This window comes from Sphingomonas naasensis (assembly GCF_004792695.1).
GTDB classification, from domain to species: domain Bacteria; phylum Pseudomonadota; class Alphaproteobacteria; order Sphingomonadales; family Sphingomonadaceae; genus Sphingomonas; species Sphingomonas naasensis.
In genome coordinates, this window is sequence record NZ_SRXU01000003.1 from 123,240 (window position 1) to 141,174 (window position 17,935).

20 protein-coding genes and 1 pseudogene are annotated in these 17,935 nt (G+C 69.0%); 7 read left to right on the forward strand and 14 right to left on the reverse strand.

The window, feature by feature from the left end; translation table 11 throughout:
- Position 1 precedes the first annotated feature (1 nt).
- Entirely contained in the window at positions 2–655 is a 654-nt protein-coding gene (locus tag E5A74_RS08625; RefSeq protein ID WP_135983878.1) for a flagellar hook assembly protein FlgD, read from the forward strand.
- Positions 656–1,017: 362 nt separating this feature from the next.
- Here the strand turns inward: E5A74_RS08625 and E5A74_RS08630 are convergent, their stop codons facing one another.
- From E5A74_RS08630 to E5A74_RS08670, 9 genes and pseudogenes are all read right to left on the reverse strand, one after another.
- A complete protein-coding gene (locus E5A74_RS08630; protein ID WP_135983879.1) occupies positions 1,018–1,332 on the reverse strand; it encodes a hypothetical protein in 315 nt (104 codons plus the stop codon).
- 130 nt (positions 1,333–1,462) lie between these two features.
- Entirely contained in the window at positions 1,463–1,864 is a 402-nt protein-coding gene (locus E5A74_RS08635; RefSeq protein ID WP_135983880.1) for a hypothetical protein, read from the reverse strand.
- 166 nt (positions 1,865–2,030) lie between these two features.
- Positions 2,031–2,885, reverse strand: a complete 855-nt coding sequence (locus E5A74_RS08640) for a flagellin (RefSeq protein ID WP_135983881.1) — start codon at positions 2,883–2,885, stop codon at positions 2,031–2,033.
- 185 nt (positions 2,886–3,070) lie between these two features.
- Positions 3,071–4,333, reverse strand: coding sequence for an RNA polymerase sigma factor (locus E5A74_RS08645; RefSeq protein ID WP_135983882.1), 1,263 nt, complete (start codon positions 4,331–4,333; stop codon positions 3,071–3,073).
- A gap of 120 nt (positions 4,334–4,453) precedes the next feature.
- Positions 4,454–4,804 (reverse strand): annotated as a pseudogene (locus tag E5A74_RS08650) (YciI family protein); the annotation flags it as partial.
- Positions 4,805–4,986: 182 nt separating this feature from the next.
- Positions 4,987–5,754, reverse strand: a complete 768-nt coding sequence (gene flgH / locus E5A74_RS08655; protein WP_135983884.1) for a flagellar basal body L-ring protein FlgH — start codon at positions 5,752–5,754, stop codon at positions 4,987–4,989.
- Between the two features lie 19 nt (positions 5,755–5,773).
- Positions 5,774–6,208: a flagellar basal body P-ring formation chaperone FlgA gene (flgA, locus tag E5A74_RS08660; RefSeq protein ID WP_135983885.1), complete on the reverse strand. Its 435-nt coding sequence runs from the start codon at positions 6,206–6,208 to the stop codon at positions 5,774–5,776.
- Positions 6,208–6,990 (reverse strand): flagellar basal-body rod protein FlgG, encoded by a 783-nt coding sequence (flgG, locus tag E5A74_RS08665; RefSeq protein WP_135983886.1) that lies wholly within the window; start codon positions 6,988–6,990, stop codon positions 6,208–6,210. Before flgG ends, flgA begins: the two co-directional genes overlap by 1 nt.
- Before the next feature lie 19 nt (positions 6,991–7,009).
- Positions 7,010–7,750 carry a flagellar hook-basal body complex protein gene (locus tag E5A74_RS08670; RefSeq protein WP_135983887.1) on the reverse strand — a complete coding sequence of 247 codons (741 nt, stop codon included), beginning with the start codon at positions 7,748–7,750 and terminating at the stop codon, positions 7,010–7,012.
- A 117-nt stretch (positions 7,751–7,867) separates the two neighbouring features.
- On the opposite strand from E5A74_RS08670, the gene E5A74_RS08675 reads away from it, so the two are divergent.
- The 4 genes from E5A74_RS08675 to E5A74_RS08690 are packed head-to-tail and all read left to right on the forward strand — an operon-like array spanning position 7,868 to position 10,399.
- Positions 7,868–8,422 carry a flagellar basal body-associated FliL family protein gene (locus tag E5A74_RS08675; RefSeq protein WP_135983888.1) on the forward strand — a complete coding sequence of 185 codons (555 nt, stop codon included), beginning with the start codon at positions 7,868–7,870 and terminating at the stop codon, positions 8,420–8,422.
- A complete protein-coding gene (gene fliM / locus E5A74_RS08680; RefSeq protein WP_135983889.1) occupies positions 8,419–9,441 on the forward strand; it encodes a flagellar motor switch protein FliM in 1,023 nt (340 codons plus the stop codon). Before E5A74_RS08675 ends, fliM begins: the two co-directional genes overlap by 4 nt.
- Positions 9,438–9,827 carry a DUF6468 domain-containing protein gene (locus tag E5A74_RS08685; protein ID WP_135983890.1) on the forward strand — a complete coding sequence of 130 codons (390 nt, stop codon included), beginning with the start codon at positions 9,438–9,440 and terminating at the stop codon, positions 9,825–9,827. Before fliM ends, E5A74_RS08685 begins: the two co-directional genes overlap by 4 nt.
- Positions 9,827–10,399 carry a MotE family protein gene (locus tag E5A74_RS08690; protein ID WP_240699739.1) on the forward strand — a complete coding sequence of 191 codons (573 nt, stop codon included), beginning with the start codon at positions 9,827–9,829 and terminating at the stop codon, positions 10,397–10,399. The genes E5A74_RS08685 and E5A74_RS08690 overlap by 1 nt, the downstream gene beginning before the upstream one ends.
- A gap of 99 nt (positions 10,400–10,498) precedes the next feature.
- Here the strand turns inward: E5A74_RS08690 and E5A74_RS08695 are convergent, their stop codons facing one another.
- From E5A74_RS08695 to E5A74_RS08705, 3 genes are all read right to left on the reverse strand, one after another.
- Positions 10,499–11,194, reverse strand: coding sequence for a carboxypeptidase-like regulatory domain-containing protein (locus E5A74_RS08695; RefSeq protein WP_135983891.1), 696 nt, complete (start codon positions 11,192–11,194; stop codon positions 10,499–10,501).
- Positions 11,195–11,318: 124 nt separating this feature from the next.
- Positions 11,319–12,023: a carboxypeptidase-like regulatory domain-containing protein gene (locus E5A74_RS08700; protein ID WP_166745702.1), complete on the reverse strand. Its 705-nt coding sequence runs from the start codon at positions 12,021–12,023 to the stop codon at positions 11,319–11,321.
- A gap of 107 nt (positions 12,024–12,130) precedes the next feature.
- Positions 12,131–12,550 (reverse strand): hypothetical protein, encoded by a 420-nt coding sequence (locus E5A74_RS08705; RefSeq protein ID WP_135983893.1) that lies wholly within the window; start codon positions 12,548–12,550, stop codon positions 12,131–12,133.
- Positions 12,551–12,656: 106 nt separating this feature from the next.
- On the opposite strand from E5A74_RS08705, the gene E5A74_RS08710 reads away from it, so the two are divergent.
- Positions 12,657–12,905: a hypothetical protein gene (locus E5A74_RS08710; protein WP_135983894.1), complete on the forward strand. Its 249-nt coding sequence runs from the start codon at positions 12,657–12,659 to the stop codon at positions 12,903–12,905.
- Positions 12,905–14,686 (forward strand): hypothetical protein, encoded by a 1,782-nt coding sequence (locus E5A74_RS08715; protein WP_135983895.1) that lies wholly within the window; start codon positions 12,905–12,907, stop codon positions 14,684–14,686. The genes E5A74_RS08710 and E5A74_RS08715 overlap by 1 nt, the downstream gene beginning before the upstream one ends.
- A 206-nt stretch (positions 14,687–14,892) precedes the next feature.
- Here the strand turns inward: E5A74_RS08715 and E5A74_RS08720 are convergent, their stop codons facing one another.
- Together E5A74_RS08720 and E5A74_RS08725 are read right to left on the reverse strand one after the other, a co-directional pair.
- A complete protein-coding gene (locus E5A74_RS08720; protein ID WP_135983896.1) occupies positions 14,893–15,801 on the reverse strand; it encodes a flagellin in 909 nt (302 codons plus the stop codon).
- An 11-nt stretch (positions 15,802–15,812) separates the two neighbouring features.
- The gene (locus E5A74_RS08725) at positions 15,813–17,909 is read right to left on the reverse strand and encodes a FlgK family flagellar hook-associated protein (RefSeq protein ID WP_135983897.1); all 2,097 of its coding nucleotides are present in this window, start codon (positions 17,907–17,909) and stop codon (positions 15,813–15,815) included.
- Between the last annotated feature and the right edge of the window lie 26 nt (positions 17,910–17,935).

A 17,935-nucleotide genomic window follows, 5' to 3' on the forward strand; every position in this document is an offset into this window, starting at 1 on the left:
TATGACAACCGTCAATTCCGCCACGACCGTCGCCGACGCCAAGACCGCCGCGGCCTCGACCAAGATCAACGCCGATTTCGACATGTTCCTGAAGCTGCTCACCACCCAGATGCAGAACCAGGACCCGCTCGATCCGATGGACACGGCGCAATATACCCAGCAGCTCGTCCAGTACTCGCAGGTCGAGCAGTCGATCGAGCAGACCAAGACGCTCAAGGAGATGCTGTCGGCGTTCGGCACGCAGAATCTGATGCAGGCCTCGGCGCTGATCGGCGCGCAGGTCGAGACCAATTCGGAGATCTCGGGCCTCAGCGCCGCCACCCCGGCGCAGTGGACCTGGTCGGCCACGCGCGAGGTCGCGTCGATGACCGGCACGATCACCGACGAGAAGGGCAAGGTGGTCGACACCTTCCCGATCGACACCAGCGGCACCTCGGGCGCCTTCACCTGGGACGGCACCACCAGCAACGGCAAGAAGGTCGATCCGGGCCTCTACAAGCTCGAGCTCGAGGGCAAGGACGCGTCGGGCACCGCGGTCTCCGCGACCGCGCATGCCTTTGGCAAGGTCACCGATGTCGAGCTCGACAATGGCAGCGTCCAGCTGACCATCAACGGGCTCCAGGTCGCCTCGGGCGATCTGCTCCGCGTCGGCTGACGCCGCACCGCTCCACCGGGCCGACTGAAGACGCCGGGGCGAGGATCTCTCGCTCCGGCGTCGTCGTTTTCGGCGCCGTTCACACGCCATTCCGTACAACCACTTAGCGGAGTTTTCCATCGCCCGGAGCCCGCCGCGGACCCGGTTTTCGCGCTATAATGAAGTAGAGAGACGGGCGGCCCGTTCCGATCCCCTCTGCGGGTCGCTCGTCTCTTCCTCCCTTTCCGGGCCTCCTCCTCCTCGCCCGGAAACGACAAGAGCCAGGCTGGTCCCTACCCAGCCTGGCTCTTGCGTTTTGCGCCCCTGCGCCCGTCTCGAAACTCTATGGGAATGCGTCCGCGCCCGGCTCCGGGCCGCGCGGATCAGCGCGATGCGGCGCGCGTCAGCGGCATCGGAATGATTTCGGCAGTGGCGATCGGCGTCGCATCGACTGCGAAGTCGTCGAGCGCGCAGCCGGCAACGCCCGCCGGCACCAGCAGCATCGCGAGGCAATCGCCGATCGCGGGATCTTCGCGCGGGCCGATCGTGTCGAGCACGTCGGAGAGCGCCATGCCGGCCTGCAGCGCCTTCTCGGCAGCGGCGTTCCACAACGCTTCAGCATCGTCGACGGTCAGCGTCAGCGTCGCGGTAAAGGCGCTGTTGATCGCACTGGCATTGCTGACGTCGCGAAGATTCATGAATGTGACCCTCTGTTTTTTTGCGACCCGATCCGGGTTGCCGCCCATTGCCTCAGCGCCGCGCGACGACACAGTCCGGGGATGCCCCGATACGTAGAGTTACCGGTATCAGCGACACCGGCATGACAGCTCAGTGAACCCGTGCTTCGGCGCGCCGCGCCAGCTCGCGGGCATGCGCGCCGACAAGGCACAGCTCGGCGTAGAGCCGGTCCCAGAATGGCGCGGGGATTTCGAGGCGCGCCTCGCCTTCCTGGCTCAGCTCCAGCGCCGCGCGCGGCTCGAGGCCGAGCTCGAAGCGCGTTCCGAACGTGCCGTCGACATGCTCCTCGGGAAGCCCGTGCGGCACCGCGAGGCGCGCCGACATGATGTAGCCGGCCAGCACATCGGTGCCGTAGCCGTCGAGCAGGATGCGCGGACGATCGCTCATGTCGGGCCGCTCGAGCACGACGAGCGCGCCCGAGGGATGCTCCTCGACGCTCACGCGCAGCTTGCCACCAAAGGCGTCGGTGATTTCTCGGATACGTGGAAACAAGCGATGATCTCCTTGCCATCATTATAGATGGATCAACCATCCCGACGGGCGGAGCGCGCGGTTTTCGTTGCGCCGGACGCACGCGGAAAAGGCGCAAAAAAAGAGGCCGGGACGTTGCCGTCCCGGCCTCCTGTCGTCAGGTAAGCTTCCAGGGAAAAGCTTGACCTTAACGGAACAGCGACGTGATGGTCTGCGGCGCCTGGTTGGCGATCGACAGAGCCTGCACACCGAGCTGCTGCTTGACCTGCAGCGCCTGCAAGCGGGCCGATTCCTTCGCGAGGTCCGCGTCGACGAGATTGCCGATGCCGCCTTCGATGGTGTCGGAGAGCTTGCTGGTGAAGGTCGCCTGAGCGTCGATCTTGCGCGAAGCCGCGCCGAGCGTGCTGAGGGTCGTCTTCAGGTTCGCCTGGGTCGTGGTCAGCGTGTCGATCATCGCCTGGGCCGAAGCCTGGCTGCTGATGTTGCCGCTGGCCGCAACAGTGATCACCGACTTGCCAAGCTCCATGTCCTGGTTCGCAACGCTGAGCGAGTCCGGATCCCAGGTCGTCGACCCGGTGTTCGAATCCTTCAGCGACTGCAGCGCAGTCACGGTGCCGCCCGAGGCCTTCAGCAGGTTGGTGCCGTTGAAGTCCGACGAGTTGACGATCGTGGTGATCTGATCGCGCAGAGCCACGAAGTCGGCATTGTAGGCGTCACGCGTTGCCGTATCGATGCCGGCGTCGGCAGCCTGATAGGCCTTGGCCTTCATCTGGTTGACGACGTCCGAGATCTGCTCGGCACCGGCGACTGCGACGTCGGTCACGCTCTTGGCGCGGCTCAGCGACGAGGAAACGGCCTTGAGGCCGCCCATGTCGCCGCGAAGGCCCTGAGCGATCGTGTACGAAGCCGAGTCATCCTTGGTCGACGACACGTTCAGGCCGGTGTTGATGCGGCTCTGAACCTGCGACATGCCCTTGTTGGTCTCGGAGAGGCTCTGGAGAGCCGCCATCGCGCCGGTGTTGGTGTTGACAGAGAAACCCATGATAATTTCCTTCTTGGACTAGAGCCGCTTCTGCGGCCCGGACCGGAGACGCCGGTCCGCGACCTGGCGCATGCGCGCCCTGCAGGTTCATCATGGGAAGATTTCCAGGAGGACCAAAATTCCTCCGCAAATTTAAATGGTTAGCGAAAGGTTAACGAGACTGGGCGGCGGGGTGCGCCGCTCGCTCAGCCCACACACGCCCGTGCCCGCGCGAGCAGGAAGGCGCGCTCGGTCGCGTTTCGTGTCAGGCCGGCCGCCGCTTCGAACTCGGCCCGCGCCTCGGGCAGCCGGCCCGCGCGGAACAGGAAATCGCCGCGCGCCGCGGGCAGCGGCGCATAGCCGCGCAGCGCCTCGACTCCGGGCAGGTCGTCGATCAGCCGCAGCCCCGCCTCGGGGCCCGCGGCCATGCTGTGCGCGATCGCGCGGTTGAGCCCGACCACCGGCGTCGGCAGCACGCGGTTCAGCCGATCGTACAGCGCCGCGATCCGCGCCCAGTTAGTCTCGGCGGCGGTGCGCGCGCGGGCATGGCAGGCGCCGATCGCCGCCTGGAGCGCATAGGCGCCCCCGCCCCCGCCGAGCGCCTCGACCTGGCGCAGCGCATCGAGCCCGCGCCGGATGAGCAATGGGTCCCAGCGCGCGCGGTTCTGCGCGGTGAGGGGCACGAAGGCGCCGCTGGCATCGGTGCGGGCGTTCAGCCGCGATGCCTGGATGTCCATCAGCGCGACCAGCCCGAACACTTCGGGCTCGGCCGGCATCAGCCCCGCGAGAATGCGGCCCATCCGCCGCGCCTCGGCGCACAAGGCTGGGCGGATCGCGTCCTCGCCGGCGGTGGCCGCATAGCCTTCGTTGAAGATCAGATAGAGGACCTCGAGCACCGGGGCGAGGCGCGCGGCGAGCTCTTGCCCGCGCGGCATCTCGAAGGCGAGCCCGGCCTGCCCGATCGTCCGCTTGGCGCGGACGATGCGCTGGGCGATCGTCGGTTCGCTGGTGAGGAAGGCGCGCGCGATCTCGTCGGTGCTCAGCCCGCCGATCAGCCGCAGGGTGAGCGCCGCGCGCGCGTCCGCCGAAAGGATCGGGTGGCACGCCGCGAAGATCAGGCTCAGCAGCTCGTCGCCGACATCGTCGTCCATCGCCGCCTCGATCCGCGCGACCGCGCTCGCATCGGCTTCGTCCTGCTCGCGGGCGATCTCGGCGTGCTTGCGCGCGCGCATCGTGTCGTGCCGGATGCCGTCGAGCGCGCGGCGCTTGGCGGTCGCCATCAGCCACGCCGCGGGATTGTCCGGCACGCCGCGCTTCGGCCAGTCGGAGAGCGCGATGAGCAGCGCTTCCTGCGCCAGCTCCTCGGCGCGGTCGACGTCGCGCACCATGCGGGCCAGGCCGCCGATCAGCCTGGCCCGTTCGATCCGGAACACCGCCTCGATCGCGCGTCGCGTCGCTTCGTCCGCCATGCGCCCCTTGTCGGGGAAACGCGCCGACCCGACAAGCGCCCGCCGGGCTCAGTTGCCGGCGAGCTTGTCCTTGGTGCGATCGTGGATCGCGGCGACCTCGGGGGTCAGATTCTCGGCGAAGTCTTCCATCTCGAAGATCGGCCGGAGCTCGAGCTCGCTCGGTCCCGGCATCGGATTGGGGCAGCGCCGCGCCCAGGCGATCGCCTCGTCCATGTCCTTGACTTCCCACACCCAATAACCGGCGACGAGCTCGCGCGTCTCGGCGAAGGGGCCGTCGGTGACGTTGCGGTCGGATCCGTCGAAGCCGATCCGCACGCCTTGGGACGAGGGCTTGAGCCCGTTGCCGTCGAGCATGATCCCGGCGTTGACCAGTTCCTCGTTATATTTGCCCATCGCCTCGAGCAGTTCGGTCGAGGGCATGACGCCCTGTTCGCTGTCCTCGGTCGCCTTCACGAAAACCACTACCCGCATTTTCCCTCTCCTTCGTCGCCAGAGGCCGAAGCGCCTCTCCCTTTGATGACGAACGAGGTGCGCCGGAATCGACAGTGGTTCGAAAATTTTTTCGCCACGCGGTTTCGGAAGGGCGACGCCCAACGAAAAAGGGCCCGTCCGATCGCTCGGACGGGCCCCCTCCCTCCCCCGAAGGATTCACATCAGAACGGGAACAGCGCGTCGTAGATCTGCTGGCCCCAGCGCGCCTGCTGCGCGTCGGTGAGCTGGCCCTTGCCGCCGTAGATCACGCGCGCCTCGGCGATCTGCGAGTGCTGGATCGAATTGTCGCGCGCGATGTCCTCGGGGCGGATGATGCCGGTGACGATCAGCTCGCGCATCTCGAAATTGACGCGCACTTCCTGCTTGCCACGGATCATCAGATTGCCGTTGGGCAGCACCTGGGTGACGATCGCGGCCATCGTCATGTTGATCGTCTCGGAGCGGTTGGTGGTCCCGCCGCCGGCGTATTTGGAGCCCGAATTGGTCTCGAGCGCGGCCGCGGCGTTGCTACCGAGCAGCTTGGCCACCGGCGCGATGCCGAGCAGCCCGCCGAGCCCGCCATTCTCCGAACCGCCGCGGGTGCGCGAGGTGTTGTTGCCGATATCGGCCTTGTCCTGAATGTTGATCTTGATCGTCAGGATGTCGCCGAGCTTGCCCGCGCGCTGGTCGCGGAAAAACGCGCCGGCGCCAGTGCGGAACAGCGACGCGCTCGACGCGCCGGTCGGCTGCGGCTGCTGCATCGCCACCTGGGTCGGCCGGGCGGTGCCGGCGCGGTCCGAAGGCATCGCCAGCGACGGCTCGACATCGGGCGCCGCGACGGGGTCGATGCCGGAGAGCTTGGGCGCCTTGCCGATCTGCTGGAGCCGCCCGACCGAGCCGCAGCCCGACAGCGTGGCGCCGAGCGCCAAGAGAAGAATGACGTTACGCATGTTCAAATCCCTCGGTTAATTACGGTGCGGCGATCCGGACGGTGCCGGAGCCTTCGATCGTTCCATCGAGCGTGCGGTTGGTGGCATTGGTCACCACCCGCACCATTTCGCCCTTGCCGCCGCCGTTCAGCGCGCGGCCCGAAGCGGTGATCACCAGCGCGCCCGAGACGATGCGGATCGTCACCGGCTCGCCGCGCCGCACGAGCTGCGGCTTCATCAGGTCCGAGCGCCGCACGGTCATCCCGGCGGTGAGGTTGCGCGCGGCTTCCATGCCGGCGGCGTCCTCGGCCGAGAGCACCCCGCGCGCCGCGGCGGGCGCGCGCGCCTCGGTCTCGAAATCCTCGCGCTCGAGCCGCGTGCCCTTCTCGACCGCATGGGCGAGGACGGCCACCGGCACGTCCTCTGCCGGGACCGAAGCGGCGCCGGCCAGCGCGAGGGCGAGCAACAGGCTCATCAGCGCAGCTGGCTGGTCGTCGCCAGCATCTCGTCGGCGGTCTTCACCACGCGGCTGTTCATCTCATAGGCACGCTGCGCGGTGATCAGCGCGGTGATCTCGGCGACCGCGTTGACGTTCGAGCCTTCGATGAAGCCCTGGCTCAGCGTGCCGAGGCCGGGCTCGCCCGGATTGGCGACGGTCGGCTGGCCCGAAGCGGCGGTCTCGAGGAAGAGGTTGTCGCCCTTCGCCTCGAGCCCGGCGTCGTTCATGAACGTCGCAAGCTCGATCTGGCCGACGGTCTGCGGCTGGGGATCGCCCGCGGTGATCACCTGGACCTCGCCGGTCTTCGAGATCGTCACGTCGACCGCGCCCTGCGGGATGGTGATGCCCGGCGCGACCGGATAGCCGTCCTGCGTCACCAGCTCGCCCTGATCCGAGACGCCGAACGAGCCGTCGCGGGTATAGGCGGTGTCGCCCGAAGGCAGCGTGATCTGGAAATAGCCGCGTCCGGTGATCGCCACGTCGTAGCGGTTCTCGGTCGCCTGCAGCGCGCCCTGCTGCTGGATGCGATAGACGCCGCCGGTCTTGACGCCCGCGCCGATCTGGATGCCCGAGGGCGATTTGGTGTCGGGGCCGGTCGCGCCGCCGGGACGCTCGATCTGCTCGTAGAGCAGGTCCTGGAACTCCGCGCGCTGGCGCTTGAAGCCCGTGGTGTTCATGTTGGCGATGTTGTTCGAGATGACGTCGACATTGGTCTGCTGCGCGAGCATGCCGGTCGATGCGATGGAGAGCGAACGCATTTAGTCTAGCCTTTCTGTATCAGCCGACGCGGCCGAGCCGGTCGATCGCCTTCTTGCGAAGGTCGGACATGCTTTCGTTGAGGTTCATGCTGGTCTGGTAGGCGCGCAGGATCTCGACCATGTCGGTGGTCTCGACGATCGCGTTGACGTTCGATCCCTCGACGCCGCCCGACTTCAATTTGGTCTCTGCCGCGGTCAGTTCGCGGCCGTTGCTGCCGTTCATCATGCCGTCGCCGCGCGGATCGAGATTGGCCTCGTCGAACACGGTCACGGTGATCCGGCCGAGCGGGCCGTCGGGGCCCATCACGCTGCCGTCGCCGGTGATGCTCAGCCGGCCGGCGCTTTCGGGCGGCACGGTGATCGGCTTGCCGCCTTCGCCGAGGATCTTCTGGCCGCCCGCGGTGGCGAGCTCGCCGCTCTGCAGCACCTTGATATAGCCCGCGCGCGTATAGGCGGTGGCGCCGCCCGGCGCCTCGACGGCCAGATAGCCCGGCCCGTCGATATAGACGTCGAGCGGGTTCTCGGTGGACTGGAAGCCACCGGCGGAGGCATCGTGCACCGCGCCGTAATCGAGCACGAACGACGTCTTCTTGGCGTCGGGCGTGATCGTGGTCTCGCCCTGCTCGACATATTCGCGGAACACCGGCTTCTCACGCTTGAAGCCCACCGTGTTCATGTTGGCGAGGTTGTTCGCCGCCACGTCGAGCCGGCGCCGCAGCGCCTGTTCCTGGCTCAGCAATACATAAGACGAGATGTCCACCGGACGGTCCCTTCAGAAATTTGTCGCTAGGCAGAAATTGCCGGGTGACCATCCTATAATAGAGGAAAATCAGCCGGCGCGGTGCCGGAGCGCAGATTTCGAAAGGTGCCCAGGGAAATGTCGTCACCCGAGATCGTCGAGGAAGGTGCGGAGGGCGCGAAGCCCGTCCAGCCCAAGTCGAAGAAGAAGCTTCTCATTATAGGAGCGGCTGCCGGCGTGCTGCTGCTCGGCGGCGGCGGCGGCGCGGCGATGATGCTCTCGGGCGGGTCGGCCAAGGCCGAGACCGCGGCCGAGGGCCATGGCGAGGAAGCCAAGCCCGAGGCCGAAGCCGAGAGCGGCGGCCATGGCGGCGGCGAAGGCGCAGGCAAGGAAGCCTATGTCGACGTGCCCGCGATGATCGTGAACCTGCGCTCGCCCGACGGCGCCTCGCGCTATCTCAAGATCCACTTCATGATCGTGCCGGGCCCCAAGGGCACCGCCGACAGCGTCCGCGAGAAGCTGCCGCTGATCCTAGACGCCTATCAGCCCTTCCTGCGCGAGCTGCGCCCCGAGGATCTGGCCGGCTCGGCCGCGGTCTTCCGGATCAAGGAAGAGATGCTGGTCCGCGCCAGCGACGTCGCCGGCGCCGGCACCGTCAAGGACATCCTCATCCAGGACCTCGTCCAGCAATGATCGATCTCGACGATTTCGACCTTCCCGAACCGCCCGTCGCGGCGATGGGCGGCGATGGCGATGTCCGCTTCGACCAGGCGGACATCGACGCGCTGTTCGGCGATCTCGGCGGCCCCGTCGAGAAGAAGAAGGGCCTGCGCGCGGTCATCGAGTCCAAAGTCATCAGCCACGAGCGTCTGCCGATGCTCGAAGTGGTCTGCGACCGCGTGGTCCGCGCCTTCGCCTCGTCGATGCGCAACCTCACGTCGGACGCGATCGACGTCAGCCTCGAGAACGTCACCTCGATCCGCTTCGGCGAGTTCATGAACCGGGTGATGCTCCCGGCGATGGTCGGCGTGTTCAAGGTCCAGGAGTGGGAGAGCTACGGGCTCGTCACGGTCGAATCGAGCCTGATCTATGCCGTGGTCGACGCGCTGCTCGGCGGTCGCGGCGGCGGTGCGCCGACACTGATCGACGGCCGCGCCTTCACCACGATCGAGACCGGCCTCGTCTCGCGCATGCTCGAGCTCGCGCTCAAGGATTTCGCCAACGCGTTCGAGCCGATCGAGCCGATCAACATCGATCTCGAGCGCATCGAGAGCAATCCGCGCTTCGCCGCGATCGCCGGCACCTCGAACATCTGCGCGATCGCCACCTTCCGCGTCGACATGGACGGCCGCGGCGGCGAGTTCACCATGGTGTTCCCCTATGCGACGCTCGAGCCCGTCCGCCACAAGCTGCTCCAGCGCTTCATGGGCGAGAAGAGCGGCCGCGACGGCGTGTGGGAGGCGCACATGGCCTCCGAGATCCGCAAGACCAATGTCAGCGTCAACGTCGTGCTCGGCGAAAAGCCGATGTCGATCGCCGACCTGAAGGCGCTCGAGGTCGGCCAGACCATCGCGCTCCACAAGAGCCCCGACGACGCGCTCGACCTCGCCTGTGGCGGCGTCACGCTCGCCCAGGCCCAGATCGGCCAGCGCCGCGGCAAGGTCGCCGTGCGCCTCGTCAACGATGTTTCCAACGGAAAGAAAATCGCATGAGCTTCGCCCTTCTCGCCAATGTGCTGACGATGATCTTCTGCATGGCCGTGCTCGTGCAGAGCGTCCGGATGATGCGCAGCCTGCGCACCGTGAAGGACGGCGCGCTCACCGAAGTGGTGACCGCGCTCGAAAAGGCGACCGCCGGCGCGCGCGCGGTGCTGTCCGAGATGAAGGCGACGCTCGGCACCGATTGCGCCCAGCACGCCCGCCTCGTCGAGCAGGCCCGCGGGCTGCGTGACGAGCTGTCGGACATGATCGGCATCGCCGACGCCGCCTGCGAGCGCGTCGTCAACGCCGTCAGCCTCGCCAATGCGGTGCGCTCGACCGAAGCCTCGGACGAAGCCGAAGCCGAGGTCGAGACCAAGCCCGAAGCCGAGCTCGCCTGATGGCCCGCCCTTCGCTCCTGCTGCTCACCGCGGCCGCCTCGGCGCTCGCCGTCGTCGCCAACGCCTCGACGATCGCCGCCGACGCGACGCAGAGCAGCGCGCCCAAGACCCGGCTCGGCAGCTCGATCGAGCAGGACCTCGCCCAGCGCGACGCCGACGCCGCGCGCCGCAAGCGCGGGCTCGACCTGCGCGAGCAGGCGACCAAGGCCGCGCAGGCGCGGCTCGAGGCCGATCTCGCCGCACGCCAGAAGGAAGCCGAAGCCGCCGCCACGCCGGGCAGCACCGCCGGCGGCGCCCCGGAGGCCGCCGACGCGCAGTTCGACGAGCTCGCCCGCATCTATCAGGCGATGAAGCCCAAGGCCGCCGCGGTGGTCTTCGAGCAGCTCGACATGGAAGTGCAGATGAAGGTCGCGCAGCGCATGCGCGAGCGTTCGACTGCGATGATCATGGCGGCGATGACGCCCAAGGGCGCCGCCGCGCTCAGCATGGCGCTGGCGCGCAAGTCGGCGCGCATGGCCGCGGTCGCCCCGCCTGCCGGGGCGCGGCCGCAGCGGCCGACCGCGGCGCGCTGAGGCTCCCGACAAGAAAGCAAAAGGCCGGGGAGCGATCCCCGGCCTTTTTCATGCACGTCCCTTTTTCCCTCTCCCTTGGGAGAGGGAGAGACGTCCGCTTCACTTCACCTCAAGCTCGAGCTGGTAGAGCGAGCTCATGATCTTGGTGAACTGCGGCTCGACCGTGCGGCCATAGCCGCCCTGGTTGCGCACGCGGATGCCGAGCGGGCGGCCGCCCAGGCTCGCCGAGATGCGGTAGCGGCTGACCGCCACGCCCTTGATCGCATCACCGTCGCCGGTGCTCACCGGAGTGCCGGTGAACGGCGCGCCGCCGTCGAGCGGTTCGAACTTGATCTGCACCTGCCGCGTGTCGACCCCCGACATGATCGGCGTGTAGACGATCACCGACCCGCCATAGCTCTTGCCGCCCTCGCTCACCCCCGAGGTGCGCAGCGTGAAGTTGCGGACCGCGCCCTGGTTGCCGGCGAAGCTGTCCTCGTCGTCGGGCGCGAGGTCGGTCTCGATCTTCTCGCCGCCGACCATGCGGAATGCCTTGCCGCTGGTGTTCCACGTCACATGGATGTGCGGCAGCATGATCCGGTAGTTGCCATTGGCATCGGTCGTGCCGCTGGCATAGCTGTTGTAGAGCAGTTCGTTGTCGGCGAGGATCTTGGCGCGCGGCACCGGCCGGCCCTGCTCGTCGACCACCCGGCCCTTGACCACCCAGCGCTCGACGGTCTGCGCCTGGCTCGGCTCGGCGGCGCAGCCCGCCACCGTCATCGCCGCCGCGCAGGCCAACAGGGAAAACGCACGCATATCTACCTCCCGCATAGATCGATTTCGGGACGTGTCTGTGGCGCGACCCGGACGGGCGCGAGCCGGACGCGACCAAAAGCGACAGCCGCGCGACGGCCCCCGCGGCGGCGTTCCCGCACGCGGCTCAGGGGTCCTGCACCTGCAGCGACAGGTCGTAGAGCCCGGTCATCACCTTGTGAAAGCTGGGCTCGACATAGGGGCCGTAGCTTCCCTCGTTGCGCATACGGATCTTGAGCGGCCGCCCCTTCCAGCTCGCCGATATCCGGTAGCGGTCGACCGGCACGTCGGGCACGGCGTTGCCGTCCCCGGTATTCTTCACCACCGCCGTGAACGCCGGACGCCCGTCGAGCGGCTCGAATTTGAGCTGCGCCCCCACCGTATCGAAGATCGAGCCGGGCTCCGAATAGAGCACGACCGACGCGCCATAATGGCCGCCATCGGGGCGCTCGCCCGCGGCGCGCAGGGTGAAGTTGCGGACCGCGCCGGTGTTGCCGGCGAAGGAATCGTCATTGTCGGGCGAAAGGTTGGTCTCGATCTTCTCGCCGCCGACGATCCGTACCGCCTGGCCGCTCATGCTCCATGTCACATGGACGTGCGGCAGCAGGATCCGGTAGTTGCCGTTGGCGTCGGTCGTGCCGCTGGCATAGCTGTTGTAGAGCAGTTCGTTGTCGGCGAGGATCTTGGCGCGCGGCACCGGCCGGCCCTGCTCGTCGACCACCCGGCCCTTGACCACCCAGCGCTCGACGGCCTGCGCCTGGCTCGGCTCGGCGGCGCAGCCCGCCACCGTCATCGCCGCCGCGACGATCCCCAACGCATCCAGACCGCGCAATTTCGCCTCCCGCATCGAATCGATGCGAGGCTCTGCGTGCCGCCGCCCGCCGGCGCGAGCGCCCGGCGACGAAGGCGAACGGCCGCGCGACGCAGCCGGCTGGCGGGTCAGTTGTAGCTGGCGGCGACTTCGACGAGCAGGACGCGCGACACGCCGGGGTCGGCGGCCTTGATCGCGGCGCTCAGATCATGGTCGAGCCGTTCGGCGTCGACCGCGCGCAGCCCGGAGGCGTTGAGCCGGGCGAATTCGAGCGCGGCGGCGACGGTGGTCTCGCGCAGCGCGGGCAGCGTGGCGGTCGCCGCGGCGGCCGCCGCGGCGTCGTGCGTCTCGAGGACGAGCGTGAAGCGCATGTTGCCGGAGACGCGATCGGCCTCGATGATCGGCACGACCACCTGCGTCATCGGCACGAGGTTGAGCCCCGCGCCACCGCCGCCGCCCCCGCCCCCGCCGGACGCATGCGCGCCGCCGCTGCCCGGAAAGGGCACCAGCGCCGTGGTCAGCGCGAGCGCGGCGAGACTCTTACGCACGTCAAAACTCCTCGGTCCGGGCAGTCAACTACGCGCCCATGCCTCTATAATAGAAAGAAATGAGGCAGAAGGTGTGTCAGTGAGTCACGATCAACGTCCCGGACGGATGCGCGTCGTACAGGATCCGGCCGGCGGTGCCGCCGCCGGGCGTCGTCGCGCCGACCCGGTGACGATCGACGCCGATCCGAACTCATTCGAGGTCGTCGGCGGCGCGGGCAACGCGGCCGCCGCCGGCGTCGCGGGCGCCGCTGCCGGCAAGCCCGGACTGCCGCTGCTTCCCGCCGGGCTGTTCCTGCTCGCCTGCGCGGCCGGCGGGGTGCTCGTCGCAGTCGTCCGTCCGCTGGGTCTCGGCTGATGCGCACTGCCCTGATCGCGCTGCTCGCCGGCGCCGCCACCGCCACCCCGCATGCCGCGCCGCACGTCGCGGCGCCCGATGCCGCGCCCGCCGCCAGCAAGCCCGGTGTGGGTGCCGCCAGCGCGACGCTGCCGCCCTTCGCCGCCACGCTCGCCCAGATGCCGATGATCACCGGCGCCTCGGGCTGGCACGGCGACGCCGGCGATGCCGGCTGGGCGGCGCTCGCTGCGTCGCGCCCCGAGACCCGCCAGCTCAGTCGCTGGAGCTTCGCGCTCGGCCTGATCGGCGAGGGCCGCGGCGCCGAGGCGCTCGGCGTGCTCGACGTGATGCAGGCGAGCGACCGCGATCTCGGCCTCGTCGCGCCCTTCCTCCTCGCCCGCGGCGTCGCGCTGACGCTGGTCGATCGCGACGAGGACGCGGTCACCGCGCTGTCCGCCGAAGAGCTCGCCACCAATCCCGAGGCTTGTGCGTGGCGGATGCGCGCGCTCGCCCATGCCGGCGACGCCCAGGCCGCGGTCCGCCAGGTCAATTGCGCGCTCCCCGCGATCAACGCCCGCGCCCCCGAGGCGCGCGCCCCCTTCGTGCTCGCCGCCGCCGGCGCCGCGATCGACGCCGGCCAGCCCGGCCCGGCGCTCGCCTGGCTCAAGCTGTTCGACGATCAGAACCCCGAGGCCAATGTGCTGCGCGGCCGTGCGCTCGTCGCCACCGGCGATCCGCAGGGCGGCCGGCTCCGCCTCGATCGCGCCGCGATCAGCGGCGATGCCGCGGTCAAGGCGCAGGCGAAGCTCGGGATGATCGAGGCCGGGCTCGCGACGCACAGCCTCGCCCCCGCCGAGGCGCTCCGCCAGCTCGACGCGCTCCGCTTCGGCTGGCGCGGCGGCCCGATCGAGCAGCGCGTGCTCGAGATCCAGCTTCGCCTCGCCACCGAGGCGCACGACTTGCGCGGCCAGCTCCGCGCCGGCGCCGCGCTGATCCGCTATTTCAAGCTCGGCGCCAGGGCGGTGCCGATGCTCGCCGAGCTCCAGGCCCAGCTCGCCGCGGCGCTCGCGCCCGACAGCGGCGTGGCGTTGCCCGAGGCCGCCGGCCTCTATTGGGATTATCGCGAGCTGGCCCCGGCCGGTGCCGAGGGCGACGCGCTGGTGCTGCGCCTCGCCGGCCGGCTGCAGGACGCCTCGCTCTACGCCCGCGCCGCCGAGCTGCTGCAATATCAGCTCACCCAGCGCGCGCAGGACGTCGCGCAGGGCCCGCTGTCGGTCAAGGTCGCCTCGCTCCACATCCTCGCCGGCCGGCCCGACCGCGCGCTCGACGCGATCCGCACCACCGAGCAGCCGAGCTATTCGGACGCGATGCGGCAGGACCGCAAGCGCATCGAGGCCGTCGCGCTCTATCGCATGGGCAAGACCGACGCGGCCGCGGCCGCGCTCGAGGGCCTGCCCGACGCGCACGCGATCCGCGCCGAGATGCGCTGGCAGGTCAAGGACTGGGGCAATTTCGTCACCGAGAACAGCCTTCCCGCGCCGAGGGGCCTGAGCGAGCCGGCGCAAGCCGCGGTGCTCCGTCAGGCCGTCGCGCTGGCGATGCTCGGCCGCGAGGACCAGCTCGCCGCCTTGCGCGCGCGCTATGCCGGTGCCTTCAAGGGCCTGCCCAGCGCCTCGGCGTTCGACGTCCTGACCCGCAACGTCGGCAGCATCGATCCCGCCGCGATCGGCGCGGCGATGACCGCGATCCCGCAGGCCAGCCCCGCCGGCGCCACCGGCGATCTGCTCGACGCGGCTTCCTGACCCTCGAGCCGCCCGATCCCGGGACGAAACGCGCTCGCCACGAGCGGTGCTCCTGCGAAACCAGGAGCCGAGGACCGCGAGCGATTCCCGTGAGGCTCCGTGCGCCTGCTTTCGCAGGAGCGCTGGCTTCGGTCACGCGAACATGAAAAAGGGGCCACCGCTCGCGCGGCAGCCCCTTCTCGCCCTCGACCCGAGGGGTGACCGGTTTACCGGATATAGTTGACCAGGCTCAGATCGGAGAGCTGCGAGAACACCGAATAGCTCGCCTGGAGCATCGTCTTCTGCTGCGCCAGATCGAGCGCGACCTGGCCGAGATCGGCGTCTTCGTTGGTCTCGATCACGCCCTCGAGCAGCAGCCCGCGCTCCTCGCCGCGCGTGGTGAGCGTCTCGACCTGATTCTGCTTGCGGCCATTGTCGGCATTGACGGCGCGCAGGCTGTCGATCCCGGTGCCGAGCTGGCCGACGGCTTGCTTGAGCGCGTCGAGCTGCGCCGCGGTCGGCTTGGCGCCGATCGTCCCGGCCTGCGCCAGCGTCTTGAACGCCGCATAGAGGTCCTTGCCCACTGCGCTCGCGGTGATGCCATAGGTCACGTCGACGCCGTCGGCGACGCGGGCGCTCGCGCGGACGCCGTCGTCCTTGAACGCGTCGGCGACGTTGGTCGTAGCGACCTCGGCCAGCGTGTTGGGCGTGAACGGCGTTCCGTCGGTCTGCGAGCCGGCGAACAGCGGCGCGCCGCCTTCGCTGCCGTTGAGCGAGGTGCGATACTGGCTGAACGCGGTATCGATCGCCTCCTGCAGGCCGGCGGCGTCGCCGGTGCCGATCGCGTTGAGGATGTCGGTCTTGAGATCGCCGGTCGCCTTCTCGATGCCTTCGAGATGGCCCTGATAGATCGACAGGGTGGTGCCCACGCGCTTCGCCACGGTCGACTGCGCATCCTGCCGCGCGAGCAGGCTGTGCGCCGAGAGGTTGCGCACGGTCTCGGTGCCGAGATCGGCGAAGTCCGCGGCCTTCTTGCCGGTCGAGAGGCGCTGCTGGGTGAGCGCCAGCGCCGATTGCGAACGCTGGATCGCGCTCGACATGGTCCGCTGGAGCGGGATGGTGGCTACGCGAGTCATAAGGGCTCCGATCAGACCATGTTGAGCAGGGTGTCGTACATTTCCGACGCCGTGGAGATTACCCGCGCGGCGGCGGAGTAGCTGTTCTGCAGGATCACCATCATCGAGAGTTCCTCGTCGATGTTGACGCCCGAGAAGCTGTCGCGGCGGTTGACCGCGTCGTCGCGGCGCGCCGCGGCGTCGAGCAGATTGCCCTCGGCCTGGCTCGCCTCGAGCCCGGCGCGGCCGAGCAACAGGCTCGAGAAGCGCTCGATCGTCGTGGTGCCGTCCTTGCCGAGGTCGAGCGATGCGGCGAGCTTGTCGACGAACGCCGTCGCCCCGCGCGTGTCGCCCGCGCCGAGCGCCTTGGCCCCCACCGCGGCGCTGTCCTGGAAGCGCGCCAGCGGCAGCTTGCCCGGGCTGGCGAGCACTTCGGGGCGCACCTGCGCATCGCCGAGGCCGCTCGACGCCCCGGTCAGCCCGAGCATCGCGCTGAAGCCGCGCCCGGTGCCGAAGCGATCGGTCGAGTCCGACGGGACCGACAGCGTCGCTCCCGACAGCGCGCCCTTGGGCTCGAAGCGCATGCGGCCGCGATCGTCGAGGCTGAAATCGCCGAAATCGCCGATCGGGCTGGCATTGAGCTCGGCGACGAGATCGCCGACGGTGCCGCCCGCGCTGGGCGTGAGCGTGTAGCTGGTCAGCGCCCGGCCGCTGGCATCGCGCAGCACGATCTGCGCGGTCTCGCCGGTGGCGAAGCCATGCGCGTCACCGGTCGCCAGCCCCGAGGGGACCAGCGTGCTCGAATCGCTGCGGACGATGTCGTTGAGCCCGAAATATTGCGAGACGCCGACCCCGGCGCGCGCGCTCGGTTTGGTCTCGTTCTGCGCGACGACCACGCCGTTGCCGCTGCCATTGGCCTTGATGCTCAATTTGCCGTCGGTGAAGGTCGCGGTGCCCGCGCCCCCCAGCCCGGCGTTGATCGCCGCGACCATGTCGTCGATCGTCGCGCCGGCGGGCATCGCGTCGAAGTCGATCGCGGTCTTGGCGACGAGCGTGCCGTCGGCCTTGGTCACCGCGAAGGTCGCCGCGCCGGTGAAGCCCAGCCGGTCGCCGCCGACAAGGCCGGTCTGGCGGCCGTCGAGGCTGGCGGGCGGCGGCACGGTGCTGCCGGCGTTGGAAACCGAATTGAGCGCCTCGGAAAGCCCCGAGAACAATACGCCCATCTGCTCGGAAAAGGCCGGCAGTGTGCGATCGCGCAAGTCGAGCAATCCGCCGAGCTTGCCGCCGACCGCGGCCGAATCGAGCTTCTCGCCGGTCGCCGCGCCCATCGCGCCGCTGTCCTCGGCGAAGCGGATCTCGATCGTCGGGTAGATCGGCTGCGAGGCGCCGAGCCCCGAATTGGGATAGTTGAGCTGGCGCAGCCTTTTGTCGAGCAGCACGCCGCCATTGGCGGTCTCGATCGAGACGCGGCCGTCGGGCTGCTCGCGGACATTGACTGCGATCAGTCCGCTCAGTTCCTCGATCGCGGTCATTCGCTGATCGGCGGCGCCGCCGACATTCTTGCCCAGCCCGGTCGCCTGCGCGACGGTGCTGTTGAGGTCGTGGATGCGCTTGAGCAGGCTGTTGATCTTGTCGACCGAATAGCCGACCTCGGATTCGACGTCGCCGCGCAGCCCGTCCACGTCGGTGGTGAGCTGCTGCATCGAGTCGATCGCGTCCTGCACGTCCGAGGTGAATACCGCGACGGTCTGCGCCGAGGATTGCGAGCCGGTCATCGCCACGGCCGCCGAGCTGATCGCGTCGAGCCGCGCCGGCAGCCCCGAAGCCGCGCCCGGCTGGCCGAGCAGCGACTGGAGCCGGTCGAGATAGCCCGAGGTGACTTCCGCGCGGCCATAGTCGCCCGCGCGGCGATAGACATTGGCTTCGAGGAAGCGATCGGCGACGCGGCTGGGCTCGCCCACCACCACGCCGCTGACCTGTCCCGAGACCACGCCGGTGGTGAGGTTGACGGTTTCCCGTGCGTACCCCGACACACCGACATTGGCGATGTTGTTCGATACCGACTTGAGTCCGGCCTGGGCTGCTGCCAGGCCGGAAACCGCGGATCCGAGGATGCTATTGAGCGACATCTCTTATGGTCTCGGATGCTGGAGGA